The 22,961-nt window shown below is 47.7% G+C and carries 25 protein-coding genes and 1 pseudogene; 12 read left to right on the top strand and 14 right to left on the bottom strand.

Annotated elements, in window-relative coordinates; all coding sequences use genetic code 11:
• The first annotated feature begins 17 nt into the window (after positions 1-17).
• On the top strand, positions 18-1,049 hold the full coding sequence (locus G9F48_RS00785; RefSeq protein WP_241264882.1) for a M42 family metallopeptidase: 1,032 nt from the start codon (positions 18-20) through the stop codon (positions 1,047-1,049).
• Positions 1,050-1,090: 41 nt separating this feature from the next.
• Here G9F48_RS00785 and G9F48_RS00790 read toward each other — a convergent pair whose 3' ends face one another.
• Both G9F48_RS00790 and yhfH read right to left on the bottom strand, forming a co-directional pair.
• Positions 1,091-2,380, bottom strand: a complete 1,290-nt coding sequence (locus G9F48_RS00790; RefSeq protein ID WP_003155211.1) for a cation:dicarboxylate symporter family transporter — start codon at positions 2,378-2,380, stop codon at positions 1,091-1,093.
• 234 nt (positions 2,381-2,614) lie between these two features.
• On the bottom strand, positions 2,615-2,755 hold the full coding sequence (gene yhfH, locus G9F48_RS00795) for a protein YhfH (protein WP_012117221.1): 141 nt from the start codon (positions 2,753-2,755) through the stop codon (positions 2,615-2,617).
• A 151-nt stretch (positions 2,756-2,906) separates the two neighbouring features.
• Between yhfH and G9F48_RS00800 the strand changes: the two genes are divergently transcribed.
• The 4 genes from G9F48_RS00800 to G9F48_RS00815 all read left to right on the top strand — a co-directional run bounded on the left by G9F48_RS00800 (position 2,907) and on the right by G9F48_RS00815 (position 7,047).
• Positions 2,907-3,641, top strand: coding sequence for an MBL fold metallo-hydrolase (locus G9F48_RS00800; protein ID WP_060562107.1), 735 nt, complete (start codon positions 2,907-2,909; stop codon positions 3,639-3,641).
• A gap of 12 nt (positions 3,642-3,653) precedes the next feature.
• Complete coding sequence (lplJ, locus tag G9F48_RS00805) at positions 3,654-4,649, top strand: lipoate--protein ligase LplJ (RefSeq protein ID WP_003155205.1); 996 nt, start codon at positions 3,654-3,656, stop codon at positions 4,647-4,649.
• Positions 4,650-4,729: 80 nt separating this feature from the next.
• Positions 4,730-5,374, top strand: coding sequence for an SDR family oxidoreductase (locus G9F48_RS00810; RefSeq protein ID WP_165408873.1), 645 nt, complete (start codon positions 4,730-4,732; stop codon positions 5,372-5,374).
• Between the two features lie 131 nt (positions 5,375-5,505).
• Entirely contained in the window at positions 5,506-7,047 is a 1,542-nt protein-coding gene (locus G9F48_RS00815) for a fatty acid--CoA ligase family protein (protein ID WP_007409202.1), read from the top strand.
• A 47-nt stretch (positions 7,048-7,094) separates the two neighbouring features.
• On the opposite strand, the gene G9F48_RS00820 is transcribed toward G9F48_RS00815, so the two are convergent.
• Complete coding sequence (locus G9F48_RS00820; RefSeq protein ID WP_063174170.1) at positions 7,095-7,490, bottom strand: hypothetical protein; 396 nt, start codon at positions 7,488-7,490, stop codon at positions 7,095-7,097.
• Between the two features lie 154 nt (positions 7,491-7,644).
• Between G9F48_RS00820 and G9F48_RS00825 the strand changes: the two genes are divergently transcribed.
• Positions 7,645-8,895, top strand: coding sequence for a M48 family metallopeptidase (locus G9F48_RS00825; RefSeq protein ID WP_003155197.1), 1,251 nt, complete (start codon positions 7,645-7,647; stop codon positions 8,893-8,895).
• 43 nt (positions 8,896-8,938) lie between these two features.
• Here G9F48_RS00825 and G9F48_RS00830 read toward each other — a convergent pair whose 3' ends face one another.
• The gene (locus G9F48_RS00830) at positions 8,939-10,087 is read right to left on the bottom strand and encodes a S8 family peptidase (RefSeq protein ID WP_077722018.1); all 1,149 of its coding nucleotides are present in this window, start codon (positions 10,085-10,087) and stop codon (positions 8,939-8,941) included.
• A gap of 487 nt (positions 10,088-10,574) precedes the next feature.
• On the opposite strand from G9F48_RS00830, the gene G9F48_RS00840 reads away from it, so the two are divergent.
• Positions 10,575-11,453, top strand: a complete 879-nt coding sequence (locus tag G9F48_RS00840; RefSeq protein WP_165408874.1) for an ABC transporter substrate-binding protein — start codon at positions 10,575-10,577, stop codon at positions 11,451-11,453.
• 15 nt (positions 11,454-11,468) lie between these two features.
• On the opposite strand, the gene G9F48_RS00845 is transcribed toward G9F48_RS00840, so the two are convergent.
• The 7 genes and pseudogenes from G9F48_RS00845 to G9F48_RS00870 all read right to left on the bottom strand — a co-directional run bounded on the left by G9F48_RS00845 (position 11,469) and on the right by G9F48_RS00870 (position 18,248).
• Positions 11,469-12,044 carry a histidine phosphatase family protein gene (locus tag G9F48_RS00845; RefSeq protein ID WP_007610462.1) on the bottom strand — a complete coding sequence of 192 codons (576 nt, stop codon included), beginning with the start codon at positions 12,042-12,044 and terminating at the stop codon, positions 11,469-11,471.
• Between the two features lie 50 nt (positions 12,045-12,094).
• Positions 12,095-13,186, bottom strand: coding sequence for an acetyl-CoA C-acyltransferase (locus G9F48_RS00850; protein ID WP_165408875.1), 1,092 nt, complete (start codon positions 13,184-13,186; stop codon positions 12,095-12,097).
• The gene (locus G9F48_RS00855; protein ID WP_165408876.1) at positions 13,174-14,610 is read right to left on the bottom strand and encodes an acyl-CoA synthetase; all 1,437 of its coding nucleotides are present in this window, start codon (positions 14,608-14,610) and stop codon (positions 13,174-13,176) included. Before G9F48_RS00855 ends, G9F48_RS00850 begins: the two co-directional genes overlap by 13 nt.
• Positions 14,611-14,621: 11 nt before the next feature.
• Positions 14,622-15,179 carry a biotin transporter BioY gene (locus tag G9F48_RS00860; RefSeq protein WP_102421696.1) on the bottom strand — a complete coding sequence of 186 codons (558 nt, stop codon included), beginning with the start codon at positions 15,177-15,179 and terminating at the stop codon, positions 14,622-14,624.
• 130 nt (positions 15,180-15,309) lie between these two features.
• Entirely contained in the window at positions 15,310-15,825 is a 516-nt protein-coding gene (locus G9F48_RS20000) for a methyl-accepting chemotaxis protein (protein WP_369719112.1), read from the bottom strand.
• Positions 15,826-16,068: 243 nt separating this feature from the next.
• Positions 16,069-16,809: pseudogene (locus G9F48_RS20005) on the bottom strand (protoglobin domain-containing protein); the annotation flags it as partial.
• Positions 16,725-18,248, bottom strand: coding sequence for an FAD-dependent oxidoreductase (locus tag G9F48_RS00870; protein ID WP_165408878.1), 1,524 nt, complete (start codon positions 18,246-18,248; stop codon positions 16,725-16,727). The pseudogene G9F48_RS20005 and the gene G9F48_RS00870, both read right to left, overlap by 85 nt.
• A gap of 124 nt (positions 18,249-18,372) precedes the next feature.
• On the opposite strand from G9F48_RS00870, the gene G9F48_RS00875 reads away from it, so the two are divergent.
• On the top strand, positions 18,373-19,230 hold the full coding sequence (locus tag G9F48_RS00875; protein ID WP_007610477.1) for an SDR family oxidoreductase: 858 nt from the start codon (positions 18,373-18,375) through the stop codon (positions 19,228-19,230).
• A 30-nt stretch (positions 19,231-19,260) separates the two neighbouring features.
• Here G9F48_RS00875 and G9F48_RS00880 read toward each other — a convergent pair whose 3' ends face one another.
• Complete coding sequence (locus G9F48_RS00880) at positions 19,261-19,494, bottom strand: IDEAL domain-containing protein (protein ID WP_102421699.1); 234 nt, start codon at positions 19,492-19,494, stop codon at positions 19,261-19,263.
• A gap of 315 nt (positions 19,495-19,809) precedes the next feature.
• On the opposite strand from G9F48_RS00880, the gene G9F48_RS00885 reads away from it, so the two are divergent.
• The 3 genes from G9F48_RS00885 (at position 19,810) to G9F48_RS00895 (ending at position 21,300) form a co-directional block, all read left to right on the top strand.
• Positions 19,810-20,388, top strand: a complete 579-nt coding sequence (locus G9F48_RS00885; RefSeq protein WP_003155179.1) for a competence protein ComK — start codon at positions 19,810-19,812, stop codon at positions 20,386-20,388.
• A 145-nt stretch (positions 20,389-20,533) separates the two neighbouring features.
• On the top strand, positions 20,534-20,902 hold the full coding sequence (locus tag G9F48_RS00890; RefSeq protein WP_032874384.1) for an iron chaperone: 369 nt from the start codon (positions 20,534-20,536) through the stop codon (positions 20,900-20,902).
• 26 nt (positions 20,903-20,928) lie between these two features.
• Entirely contained in the window at positions 20,929-21,300 is a 372-nt protein-coding gene (locus G9F48_RS00895) for an iron chaperone (protein WP_032874386.1), read from the top strand.
• Positions 21,301-21,433: 133 nt separating this feature from the next.
• On the opposite strand, the gene G9F48_RS00900 is transcribed toward G9F48_RS00895, so the two are convergent.
• A complete protein-coding gene (locus G9F48_RS00900) occupies positions 21,434-22,144 on the bottom strand; it encodes a YrpD family protein (RefSeq protein ID WP_003155170.1) in 711 nt (236 codons plus the stop codon).
• A gap of 195 nt (positions 22,145-22,339) precedes the next feature.
• On the opposite strand from G9F48_RS00900, the gene G9F48_RS00905 reads away from it, so the two are divergent.
• Positions 22,340-22,609, top strand: coding sequence for an excalibur calcium-binding domain-containing protein (locus tag G9F48_RS00905; RefSeq protein WP_003155168.1), 270 nt, complete (start codon positions 22,340-22,342; stop codon positions 22,607-22,609).
• Between the two features lie 32 nt (positions 22,610-22,641).
• On the opposite strand, the gene G9F48_RS00910 is transcribed toward G9F48_RS00905, so the two are convergent.
• On the bottom strand, positions 22,642-22,959 hold the full coding sequence (locus G9F48_RS00910; RefSeq protein WP_003155166.1) for a YbjQ family protein: 318 nt from the start codon (positions 22,957-22,959) through the stop codon (positions 22,642-22,644).
• Between the last annotated feature and the right edge of the window lie 2 nt (positions 22,960-22,961).

Raw genomic sequence — 22,961 nt, forward strand, 5'->3', positions numbered from 1 at the left:
AATGACCTGTGGCAAATATGAAATATACGATGGAACTGATTAAAGAATTGGTGTCGATTCCGAGTCCGACGGGCAATACATACGAGGTTATCGCCTATACAGAAAGTCTTTTAAAAGAATGGGGCGTCTCCTCTTACAGAAACCGCAAAGGCGGTCTTTTTGTCACAATTCCCGGCCGTGATGACAAGAAACACAGATTGCTGACGGCGCATGTCGATACGCTCGGCGCGATGGTAAAGGAGATAAAGGCGGACGGCCGGCTGAAGATTGATTTGATCGGCGGCTTCCGATATCACTCGATTGAAGGGGAATATTGCGAGATCCAAACTTCTTCCGGCAAAACCTATACAGGCACCATCTTAATGCATCAGACTTCAGTGCACGTCTACAAGGACGCCGGCAAGGCAGAGCGGAATCAGGAGAATATGGAAGTCCGCCTTGATGAGCCTGTCCGGACGAAGGAAGAGACGTCCGATCTCGGCATCAGGGTCGGCGATTTCATCTCATTTGACCCGCGTGTGCAGATTACGCCTAGCGGCTTTATTAAGTCCCGGCATCTTGATGACAAAGCGAGCGTGGCTCTGCTCTTGAATTTAATCCGCCGCATCACGGAAGAGAAAATCGAACTTCCGTATACGACGCATTTTCTGATTTCTAATAATGAAGAAATCGGCTACGGAGGCAATTCCAACATTCCTCCTGAGACCGTCGAATACTTGGCTGTTGATATGGGAGCGATCGGCGACGGCCAGTCTACGGATGAATATACCGTCTCCATTTGCGTGAAAGATGCGAGCGGCCCGTACCATTATCAGCTCAGAAAGCATCTGGCCGGGCTTGCGGAGCGCTATGGCATTGATTATCAGCTTGATATTTATCCGTATTACGGTTCTGATGCCTCAGCAGCCATCCGTTCGGGCCATGACATCGTCCACGGGCTGATCGGACCGGGAATTGACGCTTCACACGCTTTTGAACGCACGCATGAATTATCGCTTCTTAATACGGCGAAGCTTTTGCACAGGTACGTTCTATCGCCGATGGCATAAAAAAACCCTGCGCGGAAATCATTCCGTGCAGGGTTTTCATTTTAACCTGAGATGGTTGTGTTTTGTTCTGTTTTGGCGAGGCTCATGACCTTCGCGCCTTTAACGGGATCATACTGGCCTTCCCATTTTGACATCACAACGGATGCCAGCGCGTTTCCGGTCAGATTGACGACCGTACGGGCCATGTCCATAATCCGGTCAACACCGGCGATGAATGCAAGGCCTTCTGCAGGAATGTTGAATGCGCCTAATGTCGCAAGCAGGACGACGAAAGAAGTCCCGGGCACGGCAGCCATTCCTTTGGAAGTGACCATCAAGACAAGCACAAGGGTAATCTGCTGCCAAATGGACAAGTCAATGTGGTATACCTGAGCGAGGAATAAAGCGGCGATAGATTGGTACAGCACAGATCCGTCTAAGTTAAAGGTATATCCGATCGGCACAACAAAGGAAACAATACCTTTCGGACAGCCGATTTTCTCCATTTTTTCCATAACGCGGGGGAGTACGGTTTCGGAGCTTGACGTACTGAACGCTAATAAAATTTCATCCTTCATATAGGCGAGGAATTTGAAAATGTTTACTCCGGCAAGCTTTCCGACGATTCCGAATACAACAATGAGAAAGAAAGCCAAAGCTACGTATACTAAACCGACCAGTTTACCGAGTGAAAGCAGGGAACTGAGCCCAAATTTGGAAACGGTAACACCAATCAACGCAAAAACACCAAACGGCGCAACTTTCATGACGAGGTTCACAACATGGAACATCGCATGAGAAACACCTTCAAAGAAGGCCAAGACAGGCTTTCCTTTTTCACCGATTGCCGAGATGCCGAGTGCAAACAGCACGGTAAAGCAGATGATGGCAAGCAGATCTCCTTCGGCCAATGATTGGAAGAAGTTTGTCGGTACGATATGCAGGAATGTGTCTGCGATAGATTTGTTATTTTGTTCTTTTTCTGTTTCAACATATTGACTGATATCTGTTTTTTGAGCTTCATGTATATTAACGCCTGTTCCCGGATGAAACAGATTCGCCAAAGCCAGCCCGAGAATAATGGCAAAAGTGGTAATGATCTCAAAATACAAAATCGTTTTGAAGCCTAATTTTCCGACTTGTTTTCCGCTTCCCGCGCCGGCAACGCCGATGATTAAGCTGGAGACGACAATTGGAATCACTATCATTTTGATTAAGCGTAAAAACAAATCGCCGATAGGCTGTAAATATGTTGGAATGGCAGGATTGCCGTACCAGATGACACCGACTACAACCCCTAGTATGAGTCCGACGAAAATTTGCGTCGCTAGTCCAAAGCGTAATTTTTTCATAGATTACCTCCCGAAGAAAAAAGTGCAATAAGTATCTAAAAAGATAGCTATTAGAACAAATTATAATAGAAAAGAAAACAATCCGTCTATAGAAAAATATAGATTGAAAATACTGAATCTTTTAAAACGTACAGATAATTGCTAATAATGGTGAATAACTCCCCATTCAGAAAGTATGATGACGGCCGAAAAAAACGGGCGCCGCACAACTTAGAATTGTGCGGCGCCCTATTGTCACATATCCTTAATTTTCAAGCAGTCATTGCACAAATTAATGTGACACTCATACTGCTCAACAATCTCATTTCCGCATTCTTCGCATTTCTTACCGGGTAAATTTCTGAAAAAATCCGACATCTTTTCCAACATACCCATCCCTCTTTCATTGTTTTGTCTCTACATTGTATTATAACAGTTTCGGAAAATCAACGGCTGTTTTGGCACAATGTTTAAAACATGCAATTTGTACGAAAAATAGGTATATTGGAGGAAAGGATCTTTTTATCATAAACAATCGGAGGGTCATATGAAAGTTACAGTTATTGGATGCTGCGGCGGGTTTCCGGCCGCAAACGAAGCAACTTCAGGCTATCTGTTTCAGTCCGGCGGCTATTCTCTGCTCGTTGATTGCGGAAGCGCCGTATTATCAAAGCTGTTTGCCTATGTTCCGGCAGAAGAGCTTGATGCCGTCATTTTGTCCCATTATCACCATGATCATATCGCTGATATCGGGCCGCTTCAATTTGCCAAACAGGTCGGCTCCTTTCTCGGAAAAGGGACGCATGCACTGCCGATTTACGGGCATGATGCTGATATAGAACAGTTTGAGCGTCTTACATATAAAACGCATACAAAAGGAGTGGCCTATCAGCCGGACCGCCCGCTTTCTGCCGGGCCGTTCACCATTACCTTCCTGAAAACGGTGCATCCGGTCACTTGTTATGCGATGCGGATTACTGACGGTGCAGCTTCTGTTGTGTATACGGCTGATTCAAGCTACCAGGACGCGTTTATCCCGTTTGCGGAAAATGCCGATCTGCTGATCTGCGAGTGCAATTTTTACGCGGACCAGGACGGCACGTCAGCCGGCCATATGAACAGTTTGGAAGCCGGACGTATCGCGGAGGAGGCCGGAGCGGGGGAGCTGATTCTCACACATCTGCCTCATTTCGGCGAGCACCGGAAGCTGAAAGAAGAAGCGGAATCCGTGTTCGGGGGCGAAGTGACAATCGCCGCTTCCGGATTGAAGTGGGAGAAATAAAGGAGGAGCACCATGTTATTTATCGACAACCAAAACATAACCGACCCGAGGATCAACCTCGCGATCGAGGAATATTGCGTGAAGCATCTCGACCCTGAACAGACATACCTGCTGTTTTATGTCAATCAGCCGTCGATTATCATCGGGAAGAACCAAAACACAATAGAAGAAATCAATACGAAATACGTAGAAGATAACGGAATCATCGTCGTCCGCAGGCTGTCAGGAGGCGGTGCGGTTTACCATGACCTCGGGAATCTGAATTTCAGTTTTATCACCAAGGATGACGGCGACAGCTTTCACAATTTTAAAAAATTCACCGAACCCGTTATTCAGGCGCTGCGCCAGCTCGGTGTGGAAGCTGAATTAAGCGGCCGAAACGACATCGTCGCGGACGGCAGAAAAATTTCCGGCAACGCTCAATTTTCGACGAAAGGGCGTATTTTCAGCCACGGAACATTAATGCTGGATTCCGCCATTGATCATGTCGTGTCAGCCTTGAAAGTGAAAAAAGACAAAATCGAATCAAAAGGCATTAAGTCAATCAGAAGCCGTGTCGCCAATATCAGCGAGTTTCTTGATGACAAAATGACGGCGGACGAATTCAAAAAGCATCTGCTTCACCATATTTTTAATACAAATGATCTCTCCGAAGTGCCGGAATATAAACTGACCGATGAAGACTGGAAAGCGATCCGGAAGATTTCCGAAGAGCGCTATCAAAACTGGGACTGGAATTTCGGCAGGTCGCCCGCATTCAACCTTCAGCATTCGAAACGTTATCCGGTCGGATCGATTGATCTGCGTCTTGAAGTGAAAAAAGGAATCATTCAGGACTGCAAAATTTTCGGTGATTTCTTCGGTGCGAAAGATGTGAGTGAAGTCGAACAGGCGCTGACCGGAAAACAGTATGACAGAACCGCTATCAGGGAGGCGCTGGCCGGAATCGATCTGAAACAGTATTTCGGCAAAATAGAGCTGGAAGATTTCCTCGAGCTGATTTATTAGAACATTTGCCGAACGCATGATTTGAATCAGCGCCCGTTTTTGTGAAATGATAGAACCATAATGAATGGGGAGGGATCATGATGAAAGTATTTCTCATCGGAGCAAACGGACAGATCGGACAGCGTCTGACCGGGCTGTTTCAAAAAGACGGCACGCATACGCTGCGGGCGATGGTCCGGAAAGAAGAGCAGAAAGAAGCGCTTCAAGCCGCGGGAACAGAAGCCGTTCTTGCAGATTTGGAAGGGAGCCCGGAAGACATCGCGAAAGCCGCTGAAGGCTGTGACGCGATTGTGTTTACCGCCGGATCAGGAGGAAGCACCGGGTACGATAAGACGCTTTTGATTGATCTTGACGGAGCGGCGAAAGCGATAGAAGCGGCAAAGAAAGCAGGCATCAAGCGGTTCATTATGGTAAGCGCCCTTCAGGCTCATAACCGTGACAATTGGAATGAAGCGCTGAAGCCGTATTATGCCGCAAAGCATTATGCGGATAAAATTCTTGAAGCGAGCGGTCTGACGTATACGATTATCCGGCCGGGCGGGTTATTAAATGATCCCGGCACGGGAAATATCAAAGCCGCAGCCGATTTAGAAAGAGGCTCCATTTCAAGAGACGATGTCGCCAAGACCGTTATCGCATCCCTTGATGAACCGAATACGTATGAAAAAGCGTTCGATCTGACAGCAGGCGGCACGCCGGTCAGTGAAGCGCTGAGACAATTATAGTTTCCGGTTTTACGGCACTCGGGGCTTTTTGCCCTTGAGTGTTTTTCTATATTTTTCTATAATAAAAGTGAACGTTTATTCCGGAGAAATGAATGACTATTCATTCATTACATTTTTAAAGGGGTGGGAAAATGAATCTGGTTTCCAAATTGGAAGAAACGGCATCGCAGAAACCGGAAAAACCAGCTTGTCTGTTTCAAGATCAGTACATGACGTATGAGGAGCTGGCAGGTAAAATCAAAGCATTTGCAAACGGCTTGGAGGACAGGGGACTGAAAAAAGGGGATCATCTCGCACTGCTGCTCGGAAATACGCCTGATTTTGTTATTGCGTTTTTCGGCGCGTTAAAAGCGGGAATTGTCGTCATACCTGTTAATCCGGCATACACACCTTCAGAAATCGCATACATGCTGAAAAACGGCGATGTCAAAGCGATCGCCGGCATCGACCTATTAATTCCCGTATTTGAAAGCCTGCACGGCTCGCTGCCGCTGCTGGAGCATATCATTATCAGCCAGACAGCAGAGAACGCTCCATCGACAGAAGACCCTCAATTGCGCTTAAAAATGACAACGTTTACAAAAATGCTCCGCCCGGCGGAGCGCAGCAGAACTTATCCGACATTGTCCAAAGACGATACTGCCGTCATTTTATACACCTCAGGGACGACCGGAAAACCGAAAGGCGCCATGCTCACCCATCAGAATCTTTTCTCCAATGCAAATGATGTCGCCGGATACTTAGGAATGAATGAGAAAGACAAAATTGTAGCGGCATTGCCGATGTTTCACGTTTTTTGTTTAACCGTTTGTATGAATGCGCCTCTGATGAGCGGAGCGTGTGTCTTAATCGAGCCGCAATTCAGCCCGGCTTCTGTGTTTAAACTGATTAAAAGCCGACAGGCAACCATTTTTGCCGGCGTTCCGACGATGTATAACTATCTGTATCAATACGAGCACGGCAAGGCGGAGGATTTTGCGTCCGTCAGACTGTGCATTTCAGGCGGGGCCTCCATGCCGGTCGCTCTGTTGCAGACGTTTGAACAAACCTTTGACGTCACCATTCTGGAGGGGTACGGACTTTCTGAAGCGTCTCCGGTTACTTGTTTTAATCCGTTTGACCGGGGGAGAAAGCCCGGCTCGATCGGGACGAATATTTTACATGTCGAAAATAAAGTCGTCGATACGCTCGGACGCGAATTGCCCGACCATCAAGTGGGAGAATTGATCGTGAAAGGGCCGAATGTGATGAAAGGCTATTACAAGATGCCCGAGGAGACGGAGCACGCGCTGAAAGACGGCTGGCTGTACACGGGTGATTTGGCGAAGCGCGACGAAGACGGTTATTTTTATATCGTCGACAGAAAAAAAGATATGATTCTCGTCGGCGGATACAACGTCTATCCGCGCGAAGTAGAAGAAGTGCTCTACAGCCATGAGGGCATTAAAGAAGCCGTGGTCATCGGCGTTCCTGACGCCAAAACGGGGGAAGCGGTGCATGCTTATATAGTGCCTGGGGACGGTGAGCTGACAGAGCAGGCGGTTTTTGATTACTGTGAAACACATTTGGCAAAATATAAGCGGCCGGCGGAAGTGGTTTTTCTTGATGAGATTCCGAAGAACGCGACCGGGAAGCTGCTGAGACGGGCGGTCCGGGACATGCTTCCGAAATGACGGACGAAAAGCGAAGCCGGGGGCTTCGCTTTTACATGCTGATCCGGTCAGCTCTGCGATTCTTCCTTAATGATGCTTTGCACAAGCTTCGTATCATGCCGGGTCAGTTTGTAATACGTGTTTTTATGCTTGTACATTATATAATTGCCGCTTTCGAGCCACATGCTGAATGAATCAAAACGGTCTTCATGGTATTTGACCGTTCCGTCGTAATCGGGAGACACGCTTTTGGTCAGTTTGACTTGTTTTCCTTGGTTCAAGATATCGAGCATATCTTTTACATTCTGCCTGTCTTTAATTTTGATTTCTTTTTTTCCGTGCTCTGACAGAATAATCAGATCTGCGTTGCTTGATGGAAACACATCGCCGGTCCGGCTGTATACATAGAAGAAAGCAATAACCAAAAGGGCGATTACTACAATAAACGCGATTATTTTTTTCATATTCATCACTCCGTCTTTTAGTCTTTCCCGCTTCCTGTTGTTCCATTCTTTTCTGTTGTGAAAAGATTAACATCCGTTTCGGAGGCTTGGTTCTATTTATTTGCATTTATGCTTACAATAGGAGTAAGTCATAAGGCTAAGGAGGGAGACTTCCATGCGCAAATGGATAGCGGCAGCGGGACTTGCCTATGTGCTGTACGGCCTTTTTTTCTATTGGTATTTCTTTATGACAGGAGACTCCGCCGTCCCGGAGGCCGTAAAGGGAACAAAAGCCGATCCGTCCTCGTTTATGGACCCGGGCCGCCTGGCAGCCGCTGAAAACTTTTCAAATGTAAAGGATTTTTTATTTTTCATCGGAGCGCCGTTAGATTGGTTTTTATTTTTTCTGCTGCTCATTACGGGGCTTGCCAAAAAAATAAAGCATTGGCTGGAAGCAGCGGTGCGCTTTCGGGTGCTGCAAATCGTAAGCTTCGTATTTGTGATTTCACTCATCGTTACGGCGGCTTCACTTCCGCTTGAGTGGATCGGATATCGGGTTTCGCTTGCGTATCATATTTCGACGCAGACAGCAGCAAGCTGGATAAGAGACCATGTCATTGATTTCTGGATCAGTTTTCCGCTGTTTGCCGTGTGTGTGCTTGTGTTTTACTGGCTGATCACAAAGCATACAAAAAAATGGTGGTTTTACGCTTGGTGTCTTACTGTGCCGTTTACCCTGTTTTTGTTTTTCCTGCAGCCGGTCGTGATTGATCCTTTATACAATGATTTCTATCCGCTGAAAGACAAGGAGCTGGAAAGCAAAATTTTGTCGCTTGCCGACAAGGCCGACATTCCGGCCAGCCATGTGTATGAAGTGAATATGTCGGAGAAAACGAATGCGCTGAATGCGTATGTGACGGGCATCGGTTCGAATAAGCGGATCGTTTTGTGGGATACGACGCTTAACAAACTGAAGGATCGGGAAATTTTGTTCATTATGGGGCATGAGATGGGGCACTATGTGATGAAGCACGTGTACATCGGACTGGCCGGGTATCTGCTGCTGTCATTAGCCGGGTTCTATATCATTGACAAGCTTTATAAGCGGCTGTCCAAATTCTTCGGCCGAATGCTTCATATAAAGGGGCCTGAAGATCTGGCCGCCCTCCCGCTGTTATTGCTGCTCATATCCGTTCTCAGTTTTGCTTCTGATCCGATTACGAATGCCGTCTCCCGGTATCAGGAAAACGCTGCCGACCGTTACGGCATCGAGCTGACCGGAAACCGGGAAGCGGCGATTGAGACGTTTCAGGACTTGGCCGATACGGGACTGAGCCGGGTCAACCCGCCGTTTCTCGTCAAAATTTTCAGAGGGAGCCACCCGTCGATCATGGAGCGGATTGAACATGCGGAGGAAGAAAAATAATAAAAAACCGGCGGGGCCATGCCCGACGCCGGTTTTTTATGTTTTACTGAGCTGCCGCCTGTACGTTGATCAGCCCTTTTCCGTAGTAGAAAGCATCACCAAGTTTTGTAGTGGTGTTTTCTAAACTGCTGCGGACTTGAGTGTTTGTCCAGTTCGGGTGCTTAGAAAGAATCAAAGCAGCCGCTCCGGCAACGTGCGGAGATGCCATTGACGTACCATTGTACGCGCCGTATTTGTTTCCAGGAAGCGTGCTTTGGATAGAGACGCCTGGTGCCATGACATCAAGCTCAGAACCTACGCTTGAGAAAGATGCTCTTTGGTTGCTGCTGTTAACAGCGCCTACCGCAATGACAGAAGGGTATTTACCAGGGTAGCCCACTGTGCTTGAGCCGCCGGAAGTGCCTTCGTTACCGGCTGCCGCAACCACTACGACGCCGGAAGCAACGGCTTTGTCAACTGCCGCTTTTAACGCTGCAGAACCAGAAGGTCCGCCGAGGCTCATGTTAATAACGTCCATATTGTTTGCGATCGCCCACTCAATTCCGTTAATGATCCAGCTGTACTGGCCGGAACCGTCAGCGCCGAGAACTTTTACCGCGTAAAGAGATGCGCTTGGCGCAACGCCTAATACACCGACTGAGTTATTAAGAGCCGCAACTGTACCGGCAACGTGAGTTCCGTGAGAGTTGTTGTCTTGGAAAGGATTTGTTTCAGAAGGAACCATGCTGGCTCCGCCTGCTACCTTTAAATCAGGATGAGAAGAATCGATACCGCTGTCGATAACCGCTACTTTAACATTTGATCCGGTGAAGCCTTGAGAGTGCAGAGCAGGGGCTTTAATCTGTGATACGCCGTAAGGCACGGACTGCGCGTACGCCTGTGCAACGTGATCTTCTTCAACGTAAGCGACGCTAGGGTCTTTTTTCAGCTCTTTTACAGCTTTTTCATTTAATGTAGCTGAAGCTGCGTCTACATATTTGAATTGCTTTTGCACTTTCCCGCCTTTTTCAGAAATGACATCTTTTTTCTTGGCGGCGCTCATCGTGCTCATTGTCTGCTTAAATCCGACAATATATTTCTTTTCCCCGTTTGATTTCCCTGCAGCCTGGGCAGAAGTCGTGCTGCCGAACGCCATCGTAAAGATTAACGCTAAAGCAAACAGCAAACTGATCCATACCTTTTTGCCTCTCACTCTTTATCCACTCCTTTTTTCATTTGCAGAATAACCAATAGACAGATTATTCTGTGGATTAATTGTATAGTATGGAATAATATTTTAGTAGACCCAATTTTTTTCAGTTTGTTTTATTTCTATTTAGGTATATCATCTCTCTTTCGTTTAATAGGAACCCGAAATATTTAAATTTTAATGGAAAAAACCGATGGAAGGACATGAGTATTTGTACACAGCCGCAATCGCTCTCTTGTTTACTGGGTCGAACGGTTTGATTCCATTTTTGGAAGCTGCGGCAAAAACAGGATAAATGTCACCTTTTGTTGAATGCAGAAGTCTGATGGAAACGAAAGCGGAATGAAATAAAGCGGCCGGCATGAATCAGTCTTTGGCTTTCTTGACGGAGAAAGCTGTGAAACCATTTTATGAAAATAATGATATTGAATATCATTGATACTTATATTGTCAATGATATAATTGCGGAAAAACGAAAGAGGGGGAACAGATGAAACCAATTTTCAGTATGCTGATGATCTTATCCGTTCTCTTCATAACGGCATGCTCAGAACAGGAACATGAAACCGCCGTCAGGCACGATCTGGGGACGGCGCATGTGGCTGCGCACCCGCAGCGCATCGCCGTATTGAATGAGGGCTTTATTGACACCCTCCATGATCTCGGCATAAAGCCGGCGGCCGCGGCGGATAACCGGAAAGAGCGAAACGACGGCAGGCCGTCCGTCGGGCCCCCGTCACATCCCGATTTGAAAAAGATCACTTCGTTAAAACCCGATCTCATCATTGCAGACTCAAGCCTGCACAGGGGGATATACCATGAGCTGACAAAGATCGCTCCGACAATCGTTTTGAAAAATGAAGCTGCGGATTATCAGGATGCGGTTGATGCTGCCCTTACCATTGAAAAGGCGGTCGGTAAAGAGGGCATCATAGAGAAACAATTGTCGGCTCAGGAAGAAAAGCTGAATGACATCAAAAGAAAGCTGGATGCAGAAGGCGGCACGATTTTATTAATTGACGCTGCAAATGGCAGCATTTCCGTAAAGGATGATCAGTTTTTTACGTCCCGGCTTTTGGCGCTCGCAGGGTTTACATATGCGGTCCAGACGGATTCCGGCGGGAAATCAGACTCTATCAAAATGACGCCCGGGCAGCTTTTGCATATCGATCCTGATTACATCGTACTATTGGACGGTGAGAAAGAACTCGAAAAAAATCACCTCTGGAAACAGCTGACTGCCGTAAAAAACGGCCACGTTTACCGCGCGGACAGGGCGGTATGGACGGAGCGCCGGAGCATTGACGGTGCGGACGCCATATTACATGATCTGCAGAAAAAAATGCTCGCCAAAAAGGCCCAAAACTGAATTCGGGCCTTTTTGTTATGATTCTGATAGGTGGCTGCTTACATTGTAATCTTTGACGCGCCACTTATTTTCAATTCGTTCGATATTGCTCAGGCACGCATTGACAAGCTTTGCGTTTTGTATGTCGGTATCACCGTCAGAAATGGCGGACAAGAGGGCGTGAATGGCTGCGCCGTGAGCGACGATCAGTACTTTTTGCTCAGGAAACCGCTCCTGAACTTTCACTAAACCGGCAAGCATTCTGTCTGTCAGCTCTTCTGCGGTCTCCATGTTCGGGTAGTTTTTATCCGGGTAGCGCTTCGACCGTTCCGGTAAAGACATTCCTTCCGCATCACCGTAGCTCCGTTCTCTGAAATCTTCCATGACGACAATGGGAAGATTCAAAAACCCGTTAATAATGTCAGCCGTTTTTCTGGCCCGTTTCATCGGGCTTGAGACGATGACATCCCATTCAGACCCCTTTAAGTACTCTCCTGTTTCTTTCGCCTGACGCTCTCCCGTCGCATTTAACGGAATATCCGATTTGCCTTGAAGCTTCTTTTGGGCATTCCAATCAGTCTCTCCATGTCTTACTAAACAAACGGCAGTCATAAAGTCTCCACTCCGATCATTTTTTATCGATATCATCTATTATACTGCCGTTACGTTAACACTTCAAAGAGAAGCGCCAGTCCGACTCCGCCTCCGCTGCCGATCGCTGCTGCTGCATAGCGGGCATCAGGGCGTCTTTTTGCTTCATAAAAAAGCCGGGTGACAAGCGCCGCCCCGGAAGCCCCGTACGGATGCCCGACGGCCAGAGCGCCGCCCCGGACATTTATTTTAGAATACGGCACTTGAAGCTGCTGTGAAAAAACGCATATTTTGACGGCAAACGCCTCGTTGATTTCGTATATATCAATATCATCCGGTGACAGGTCCCGTTCCTTCAAAAGCTTTTTGACGGCATAAACCGGAGCTGCTGACGGATAATGCGGATGGACCCCGCTTACCGCGCTTCCGATAAAACGCAATCCCGGCTTTAAACCGAGAGACCGCGCTTTTTGTTCTTCCATCACACAAACTGCCGCCGCCCCGTCAGAAATTCCGCAGCTGTTGGCGGCGGTGACAGAGCCTCCGGACTGAAAGATGGGTTTGGCGCGGGCGATGAGAGGCGCCATGTTCCGCTTTTTCAGCATGTTTTCGTCAGCGGCGAATCCGTGGCAGGGGAGAATTTCCCGGCGGTACAAGCCGTCTTCGTGCGCTTTGACGCTCCGTTCAAAGCTGAGAAGGGCATATTCGTCCTGCATCTTTCTCGTTACGCCGTAAGCCTGTGCCGTATACTCGGCCGCTATGCCCATATCAGGATCGCCGATGTGTTCAGGAGAAAAGCGCGCCCGGGATGAGAAAGGGGAACGGCTGCTGCTCTCCGCTCCTCCCGCGATGTATGTGCTCCCCGCGCCGGCTTTAACAAAGTGGCACGCGATTCTCACGGCGTCCAATCCGGAACCGCACTGCCTGTCGATGGCCGTACCGGACACGCTCAAAGGAAGCCCGGCGGCCAAGGCTGACAGCCGGGCGAGGTTCCCGCCGCGGCCCGTCGCGTTTCCGATCAGGACTTCATCAATGTCTTCGGGCATGTTCCGGCTCAAATGTCGGATCAGCGGAGCTGCCAAATCTTCGGGGAGACAGTCTTTTAACAGGCCGTTTTCCCGGGCGAAAATCGTCCGCTTCGCATCCGTAATTACAGCTTCCATTCCATCATGTCCTTTGCCTGCTTTTGTACGGCGGCCCGGGCGATCTTTCCTCCGGCTGTTTCCGGTATTTCTGAAAACAGCCATTTTTTCGGGATTTTATATGCCGCCAGCTGATCGCGGCACTGTTTCTTCAGTTCCTTTACATTTGCATGTCCGTCGATCACCGCAACGGCGATGCTGCCCCAATAATCATCAGGAATGCCGATGACGGCCGCTTTTCTGACGCCCGGACAGCGGTTGAGCACACGTTCTATCTCTTCCGGGAATACATTCAAGCCGCCTGATACGATCATCCCGTTTTCACGTCCTTCGATATAAAGATAGCCTTCACGATCGATATATCCCATGTCATCAACCGTCATCCAGCCGGAATCATCAGGTTTTGCGCCGTTGATGTATCCGGAAAATTTCATCGGGCTGTTCACGAAAATCTTCCCCGTTTCGCCCGGCATGCAGCGTTCTCCTCCGGGGCGGCGGATTTCGATTGTAACATTTTCAAACTGACGGCCCGCCGCGTCAGGCTTCCGGGCGCTGTCTTCAGGCGATAAGAACGCCACGAAACTCAGCTCAGACGTTCCGTAAAAATCGTACAGCCGCAAATGGGGATAGCGCTCTGACAGCGCTTGTTTTGATGAAGCGGGCCAGTCTGCACCGGAAGAAATCACCTTGAGCGGTGTATCGGGAAACGCCTCTAGTGAGAGCAGGGCGTCCGTCATTGTCGGAACGGTATATAGAACGTCAGCTTGTCTGAGCCGGTCTTTCATTCCGGCCGGATTGAATTTTCTTTGAAGGATGACGGTTCCGCCGATAAACAAAGTGCTGACGGCGCCGTATAAAAAGTGTGACGAGCGAAGCGTGCCCGGCACCAGCACTTTGTCATCAGGGGAAATGCCGAATTCACGTTTCGTACAAGAAAAGCTCTCCAGCCACGAACGGTGAGAGCGGGTGAAGGCTTTCGGCTTACCGGTCGATCCCGAAGTGAACCCGGTATAAAAGGGCAGGCCGGCGTTTTTGATCAAAGCGCCTTCCGTTTTTTCGGCCTCGATCAAAGGCCTGCATTCATCCCACAGGATGACAGGCGTTTTGACGCCGTCCAGTCTGCCGCTCAGCCGGCGGTCACAGATGACGAGGTCGGTTTTGCTGATGTTCAGCTGATCCGCGAGTTCCGCCGCTGCCGAGCGGGGATCTAACGGAACCGCCGTGCAGCCGGCATGCGCCGCCCCTGCGAAAAGTTGTAAAAAAGGGATGCCGTTCGGCAGTAATATTGCAATGTTTTCCGGCTTTCCTGAAAGGCTGCCAAGCCAGTTTGCGGTTTGGTTTACCAGCCTGTTCCAAGTTTGATAGGTGATCTGTTCTGTGTCTGTCTGAATCGCGATCTGTTCCGGCGCTTGTCCGGCTGTATCTGAATATGATGATGTAATCATGATGACTAAAATCAGCTTCCTTTCGTCGGCAAAAGCCGGCTAGCTTGAAGAGTTTTTCTGATTCTTACGGCTGCGAATGAGGCTGCGGCCGCTTTAAGCAGATCTCCGGGCACATAGATGAGGCTGAGCTTTACGGCAGTCAAGATATCAATGTGCATTATAAAAGCCTGAACGGGAATGCCGATGACATACAAAAACAGCACGCCGAACAAGAACTGTCTGATAAACAAATGGGGGACAGCAGCTGAGCGAAGGCCTTGGATGCTGAGGCTCAGCAGGAATGCCGCCAGCGGATATGCGATGAGATATCCGGCGCTCGGCCCGAAAAAAACCCCGAAGCCGCCTCTTCCGCCTGAAAGGAGAGGCGCTCCGCATGCCACAATCAGCAAAAAAAGCAATTGGCTTAAAAATGCCGCTTTCGGTTTCAGGATGCTTCCCGATAAGAGCACACCGATCGTCTGGAGCGTAATCGGAACCGGCGTAAAGGATAAGAAAAGCGGCGGAAGCAGCCCCAAAAGTCCCATAATGGCGGTAAACACGGCAATATGCATCATTTCTGTCAATTTCATTATGTATTCCTCCAGCTTATCAAAATATGTTTATACAATAAAGCGAGTCTTTATATATGTCAACTCTATTATATTTTGAGTTAACAATAAAAAGACCGGCCCTTTATGAAAAAGGCCGGTCGGTTTATCTTTATTCTTCTGTAAGGATAACAAGTGAATCAACGGATGATGCAACGTGGGAAACGGCGCGGCTGACTTCTTGAAGGCCGCCGAGAAAGGCCTGCAAATCAACGTCGATTTTGCCTGTCTGGTCTTTGCTCGTTTTCATGCTTTGGACGATGTCATCAAACAGACGGTTGATCTGCGTCATTTTTTCTTTCGTTTCGCTTACAAGTCCGTTTACATCTTTAATATGTTTGGACACGATGTTGATTTGTGTATTGGTATTGTTCACAAGCTCTGATACGGTGGAAACGGTTTTTTTCGTATCCTCTGAAAGCTTCCTAACCTCCGTCGCGACAACGGCGAACCCTTTGCCGTGCTCCCCGGCTCTTGCGGATTCTATTGAAGCGTTGAGTGACAGGAGATTCGTTTGCTCGGCGATCCCCGTCACGATGCCGAAGATTTTTTCGATCTGCTGGGCGATGTCATTCAGCTTGTCCATTTCTTCTTCAATCTGCAGAAGGCTGGCGTCGATTTTATTCATCTGCTGCTGCTGGCTTTCAAGCTCTTTTTTCCCGCCGATTGATTTTTCTTCGACATGTACGGAAGTGACGGTGCCGGCTTTTGACGCCTCGGAAATGCCCTCGGATTTATCGACCAGCTCCTGCACGGCTCTGCTCGTTTCTGAAAACAAATCAGCGAGTGATCCGGATGTTTCCTGGATTTTCTGATGAAGAAGGGCTTTCTTTTCCTCTTGTTCGTCACGCTGGCAGTTATATTCAGTCTGGAATGCTTCAAGGACGAGCTGCTGTTCAAGATTCAATATTTTCGTCGTCGCTTTGATCGCTTTTAAAAGCTCATGCAAATCCGGAATGGTTGCTTCATATATGTTCATCATCGACAGAAGCAGATCCTGAAACGCTCCCATATACCATTTCGGTTCAAGGCCGATCCGCAAGTGGATGGAAGCGATGCGCTGTCTTTTTTCAATGAATTCATCATCAATTGTGCCGGCGAACATCTCATGGATATGACGCCGTAATGTTTTTTTCAGGCGCTCGACCGTGCTGTGGTCGTTAATGATCGTCATTAATGATTTTTCGTGATCCAGGTTTCGGTAAAAGGAATCGACGATTGTTGAGATATGTTCTTTAATTAACGGCTGCAGCTCTTCAAGCACATGAAGTTCTTCGTTTCCGAGCCTGACCATTTTCAGCTGTTTTTGGACATCTGCATATTGATTTGAAAGCGCGATGCGTTTTTTTCCATCGGCTTCTGAAAAATAAGCTGTTTCTTTTTTGCGGTCTTTTTTAAATAACAATATAAGTTCCCCCAGATATTCTCTTTTTCTTTTTATCGGTTTGGAAGGAACTTGAATGAAGGAATCTGATAAAAATATTTTAATGCGGAAAAAAATAAAACCATTCGTACAGAATGGTTTAGTCAATCTTGGGTGAGACGTTTCAGCGGCTTGATGGCGGGACCTTCGGCAACCCCGCCGTCGGGTGTGAACCGGGACCCGTGACATGGACAGTCCCACGTCCGTTCGCCGTCATTCCATTCAACCTCACAGCCTAAATGGGTGCATGTCGTATCGACAAGATGCAGACAGCCTTTTTCATCTTTATAGGCGCCGGCCCGTTTGCCGTTTACCGTTACGATTTTTCCCTCCCCGGGCCCAAGACTCTCAGGCGAAGCGTCCGGCCTCTCAAGTTTGCCCGAGATAAGGTGTTTGGCCACGTCGGCATTATAGGAAATCAGTTTTTTCAGTCCGGGATCTGCGTGGAAGCGTGACGGAATAAACAGGCCGGAAAACGGGTTCTTTTTGTTTTGGATATGATCAGCCAAAAGCTTCGCGGCGAGCGCTGAGCTTGTCATGCCCCATTTTTTAAAACCGGTCGCCGCCAAAATATGTTCTTCATCGCCCGAGATGGAACCGATGAACGGAATTTTGTCAATGGTGACAAGGTCTTGTGCAGACCAATGATATGGGATGCTTTCAACTCCGATTGTGTCTTCCGCAAATTGTTTCAGCGCTTCGTAATGCCCGGACATTTCTTTTCCTTGGCCTGTTTTGTGGCTTTCACCGCCGACAAGCACCAGTTTTTCACCGTTCAAATCGGTGTATCGCAGCGATCTGGACGGCTTGTCTATGCTGAGATACATCCCATCCGGATACGCTTGTTTCGGTTTTACCGCGAGTACGTAGGATCTGCTGGCATACATTCTGGCGGCATAAAGCCCGCCTCCGTCATAAAAAGGAAAGTGGGAAGAGCAGACAATGTAGCTGCACTTGATGCCGTGTCTGTTTTTCGTGACCACTTCCGGCTGCGGTTCTTTTTTTATGTCGATCGCAGCCGTCTGTTCAAAAATCCGCGCCCCGTTTTTAACGATCTCTTTGACGAGCGCCGCACCATATAAAAGCGGATGGAATTGCGCCTGATTCTTCATCGCGAGGCCGAGCCTGCAATCAACGGGGACGGGAAGTTCTTTCACAAGCTCATGTTCAATACCGAGCTTGGTATAAGCTTCCTGCTCACTGTGGATTTTTTTGACGCCTGATTCTGTATTCGTGTAAAGATATGCGTCTTGTTCAATCAGTCTGCAGTCAATCGAAAGGTCCTTGATGATCTGCTTCATGTCTTCCATGGCGCGGAGATGGGCTTCGAAATACAGCCTTGCGCTGGTCAGGCCGATCTGCTGAATAAGATCGGCATAGATGAAATCATGCTGGGCGGTGATTTTTGCGGTCGTTCCCGCGGTCGTCCCGTTTAAAATCCGGTCTGCTTCGATGACAGCGACACGGAAACCTCTTTTCGTCAGTTCGTATGCCGTTGTCAGACCCGTAATTCCTCCGCCGATAACCGCAATGTCGCATTCCGTATCTTCAGTGAGGGCGGGAAAGGAAGGAATGTCAGCTGTTGCTTTCCAATAGGAAGCCGGTTCCTCGTTTGAAAAAGTAGTCAATTCAGATTTACCTCCTCTGTTGTATATTCTTAATTTTTCCAATAAGGCTCTGTTCATACATGAAATTCGTATAAGATGCTCAAATTACTCATAATATAGTAATTAATGTAAAGGAGTGATCAAAATGGCGAATCAGAAGAAGAAAACCTTGCCGCCGCAGCATCAAAACCGGCAGCCGGGCTTTGAATATGTAATGGACCCGCGCCCCGTTTTTGACAAACCGAAAGCAGCGAAAAAACTTGAAGGAAAAACAGCGATCATCACGGGCGGAGACAGCGGGATCGGCCGCGCCGTATCCGTTTTATTCGCGAAGGAAGGCGCTAATGTGGTCATCGTTTACTTTGATGAGCATCAGGATGCCGAAGAGACGAAGCAATATGTAGAAAAAGAGGGGGCGAAGTGTCTGCTGATCGCAGGGGATGTCGGCGACGAAGCCTTTTGCAACGATGTCATCCGCCAGGCGGGCCAAGCCTTTCCTTCCATTGACATCCTGGTTAACAACGCGGGTGAGCAGCACGTGCAGCCGGGGATTGAGAAAATCACGAGCCACCAGCTCATCAGAACGTTTCAGACGAATATTTTTTCAATGTTTTACTTAACGAAAGCCGCGCTCCCTCACCTGAAAAAAGGAAGTTCAATCATTAATACGGCCTCCATTACCGCCTATAAAGGCCACAAAACATTGATTGACTATTCAGCGACAAAAGGGGCGATCGTCACGTTTACAAGATCTCTTTCCCAATCTCTTGTCACTCAGGGCATCAGGGTAAACGCAGTGGCGCCGGGGCCGATCTGGACGCCGCTGATCCCGGCGAGCTTCTCGGCGAAGGAAGTGGAAGTCTTCGGCTCAGACGTGCCGATGCAGCGCCCGGGAGAGCCAGTTGAAGTGGCGCCGAGCTATTTGTACTTAGCAAGCGATGATTCTTCCTATGTCACGGGACAGACGATTCATGTGAACGGCGGCACCATCGTAAACGGATAATGTAAAAAAAGCCAATCCATATGGATTGGCTTATTCACTCTGTTTGAGAGCGGCATATTCTTTTGAAAGCGTGAGGAACGCTTCTTTATTTTTATCATCAAGCGCCTTATTAATCTGCATTGTCAGCATGGCGAGCCGGCGTTTATACAAGGATTCATCAAGCACCATTTGAATGTAAATATCGGCCATTGTCACATCGAATTCGTTTGCTTTTTCCGTGTTGCGGGACTTCATGAGCTCAGTGTACGACTTTTTCTCTTTCATAAAGAATCCCCCCAATGCCTTTTTTATAGTATATGGATAACGGCCGGAAAAATCAATTAATTTTTATAATCTTTAGACAACTAATACTTGGAAATATATCGACATATCCTGCAAATTGACGAAAAAACGAAAATGATCGTTGTATAAATGAGGTGAAATGAAAAAGAAAAATAATATTTAAATAGTAATTTAAGACTAAATTACAGCTTTAAAAGGTGATTTTTAGCTATATTCAAAAAAAACCTGTCGTTTTCCAATGACAGATGATAGATTATTAGTATAAATTTTCAAGAAAAGGATTGGAGGCTGCACATCATGTGCCAGAAAACACACGCACCCTTAGAAAGCTACGAAGTAAATCGTTCAACCATCGCTGTTTTGCCTGAGGAAATAGACGGTAAAATGGGGTCGAAGGTCATTGAAAAAGACTGCATTCTGTATGTCAGCATGAAGCCGATTCACATCATCGACAGAAGCTGCCGCTACTTTGGCTCCAGCTATGCCGGGAGAAAAGCGGGAACATATGAAGCGATTAAAATTTCTCACAAGCCGCCGATTATGGTGGACCCTTCAAATCACATCTTTTTATTCCCTACACTTTCTTCTGCAAGGCCTCAATGCGGCTGGATATCTCATGTGCACGTTAAAGATTTTCAACCGACGGCATTTGATGACACAGCGGTCACGTTCTCAAACGGCAAAACGATGGAACTGGAAGTATCCTATCATTCTTTTGAAAATCAGGTTTACAGAACCGCCTATCTCAGAACCACTTTTCAGGACAGGATGGGCAGTCATATCCCGAAGCGGCAGGAATTCATGCTGTATCCGAAAGAAGAGCGGACAAGAATGATCTACGACTTTATTTTGCGGGAGCTGGGGGAGAGATATTAGAGAAAGCTGTGATGTGAAGGGACGGGCCCTTTCCTTTTAGGAAGGGCTTTTTTCGATTTACATGCCCGGATAGAGTTGTATCGTGTCCGTCTGTTGGCTATGATGATGTAAAGAGTAATGATATTTCATTTTAGGAGAGATGGGCATGGATGTGTTTGCAAAATATATATCAGGAATCGATAACCCGGATCACCGTCTCAAAGCAGAGGAAATTTTGTCGTGGACGGCTGACCAATTTCCGAACTTAGAAGCACAGATCAAGTGGAACAAACCGACATTTACCGATCACGGCACCTATATCATTATGTTTGCCGCGGCAAAAAATCATTTGAGCATTTTACCTGAAAAAGAGACGATGGAGCATTTTGCCGATGACATCGCCCAAGCCGGGTACAGCGCTTCTTCACGCCTGTTCAGAATTCGGTGGACTGATCCGGTGCACTATGATCTGCTTAAGAAGATCATCGAATTTAACATCAAGGAAAAAGCTGAAAATCCGGGGTTTTGGCGCTAGCGGACGTGATGTTGAAGGAGGAAGACATGGACGTTTTCAAAGACTATTTATCAAGTATCGACAGCCCTGATCATCGTCTGCGAATGGAGGAAATCCTGTCGTGGACGGCTGAGCAATTCCCGGGTTTAACACCGCAGATCAAGTGGAACACGCCGATGTTTACCGATCACGGCACGTTTATTATCGGCTTTGCGGCAGCAAAGCATCATGTAAGTGTTTCTCCCGAAGAAGCTGGAATTGCGCATTTTGCCGACGACATTGCCCGTGCCGGCTACAGCGCTACTTCCCGTTTGTTCAGAATTCAATGGACTGAACCGGTGCATTATGAGCTGCTTGAAAGCATGATTCAATTCAATGTTCAGGATAAGGCGGACTGCTCAGCGTTTTGGCGGAAATAACGAAAGAAATGTTAAAAAAACAACCCTGAGGAGGGCTGTTTTTTATTAAACGTATTCCGAAAAATAAGGGATTTGCGTATCCGGCAGACCCTCACGAAACGCACGATGGCTGAAATCGTGCGTTCAACATTCTTTATTTGACGACAGACATGCTGACGCTGCTGCCTGACACTGTCAATTTGGCAAAATCCTGTGTATCAATCACAGGGGTGACTGCTTTATTGTCGATCGTGATGTTCGTAAAGGCTGTTGAGAAGTTTGATTTGATGTAAGGGCGCTGATCCTCTGATGTGACCGCGACGGTGGCGAGCGCTTTCCATTTTGAGACAGAGCCTACATTTGTTTGGGCGAGTTCTGAGATGATGCGGCCGGTGTATCCGTCATTATTCGTGCCCCAATATGTGGCGCGGGTGTTGCCGTTCAGATTTTTGTAAATGGTCAGCTGTACGGTGCTGCCGGGCCGGAAGCCTTTCGTATAAGTGAATTGGCTTTCTCCTTCCAGATACCGGACCTGGCCTTGTCCCTTTGAACCGACTTTCATGATCGGTTTCCATACATGATAGGTGTCACTGTACTGAAGCCCGATATCAGCCTCTGTGCCTCCGGTAAATCCTGAGTAAATATAGGCTGTCCCATTTGACACCTGAATCGAGCTTGGAAGCTGAATTTTCGTGACGAGAACTGAGCCCGTGCTGTTCAGATAGGCCCTTCCGCCGATTCCTTTACTGAGCTGGGACGCCGCTTCCGCCGTATTGGGACTGATCACCCCCGGAATATCCGCCGTACATGCGCCGAATAGAACGGCTGTAGTGAGAACACCCGCAACAAGCCCTTTTTTCATCATCATTTCTCCTCCTATCATCATAGTCAGATAGCGCTATCAATTCATATTATAAAAGGTTTTGGGAAAAATTCCATAAAAGATATACGGGCGGACATAAATTAAAACTATTTTCCTATTTATCTTGTAAATGGAGATTATTTGAACTATGATATGTTCAGCAATACAGCATGATTCAGGAAAGGGGATAGGATAGAAATGAAAAAGACGGCAGCTGTGCTTTTGTCTTTCGGCCTGGTGTTCGGTTGTTCATACGGAGCGGGGCAGACGGCAGAAGCGAAAACAAAGGTAAAAACGTATCAAAACTGCAAGGCGCTGAATAAGGTGTATAAGGGCGGCGTGGCCAAATCGTCGAAAGTGAAAAACAAGGGCGGCAGAACAAAGTACAAGCCGTATGTATCAAAAGCGCTTTATAATGCAAATAAAAGACTTGACCGGGATAAAGACTATATCGCATGTGAGAAATAAAAAAACAAGCCTCTTTAAAGAGGCTTGTTTTTTTAAATGGATTCGGCGGTGACGGCGGTTCCGTATCCGATTAATTCGGATGTGTTCTGTCCTGCGGTCAGTTCGAACCGCAGGCCGACGATGGCGTTCGCTCCGAGCTGCTCCGCCTCTCTGATCAGCCGCTCTTTCACCGCTTTTTTGGAGTCTTCCAGCATTTCGGTATAGCTTTTTAATTCGCCGCCGACGACAGATTTTAAGCCTGCAAGCAAGTCTTTTCCGATGTGACGGGACTGGACGATACTGCTTGTCACTAAGCCTTTTACTTCCGTAATCTGTTTTCCGGCGACGGTTTCGGTCGTTGTCATGATCATGC

Source organism: Bacillus sp. EKM420B (genome assembly GCF_011065565.1).
In the GTDB taxonomy this organism is placed as follows: domain Bacteria; phylum Bacillota; class Bacilli; order Bacillales; family Bacillaceae; genus Bacillus; species Bacillus velezensis.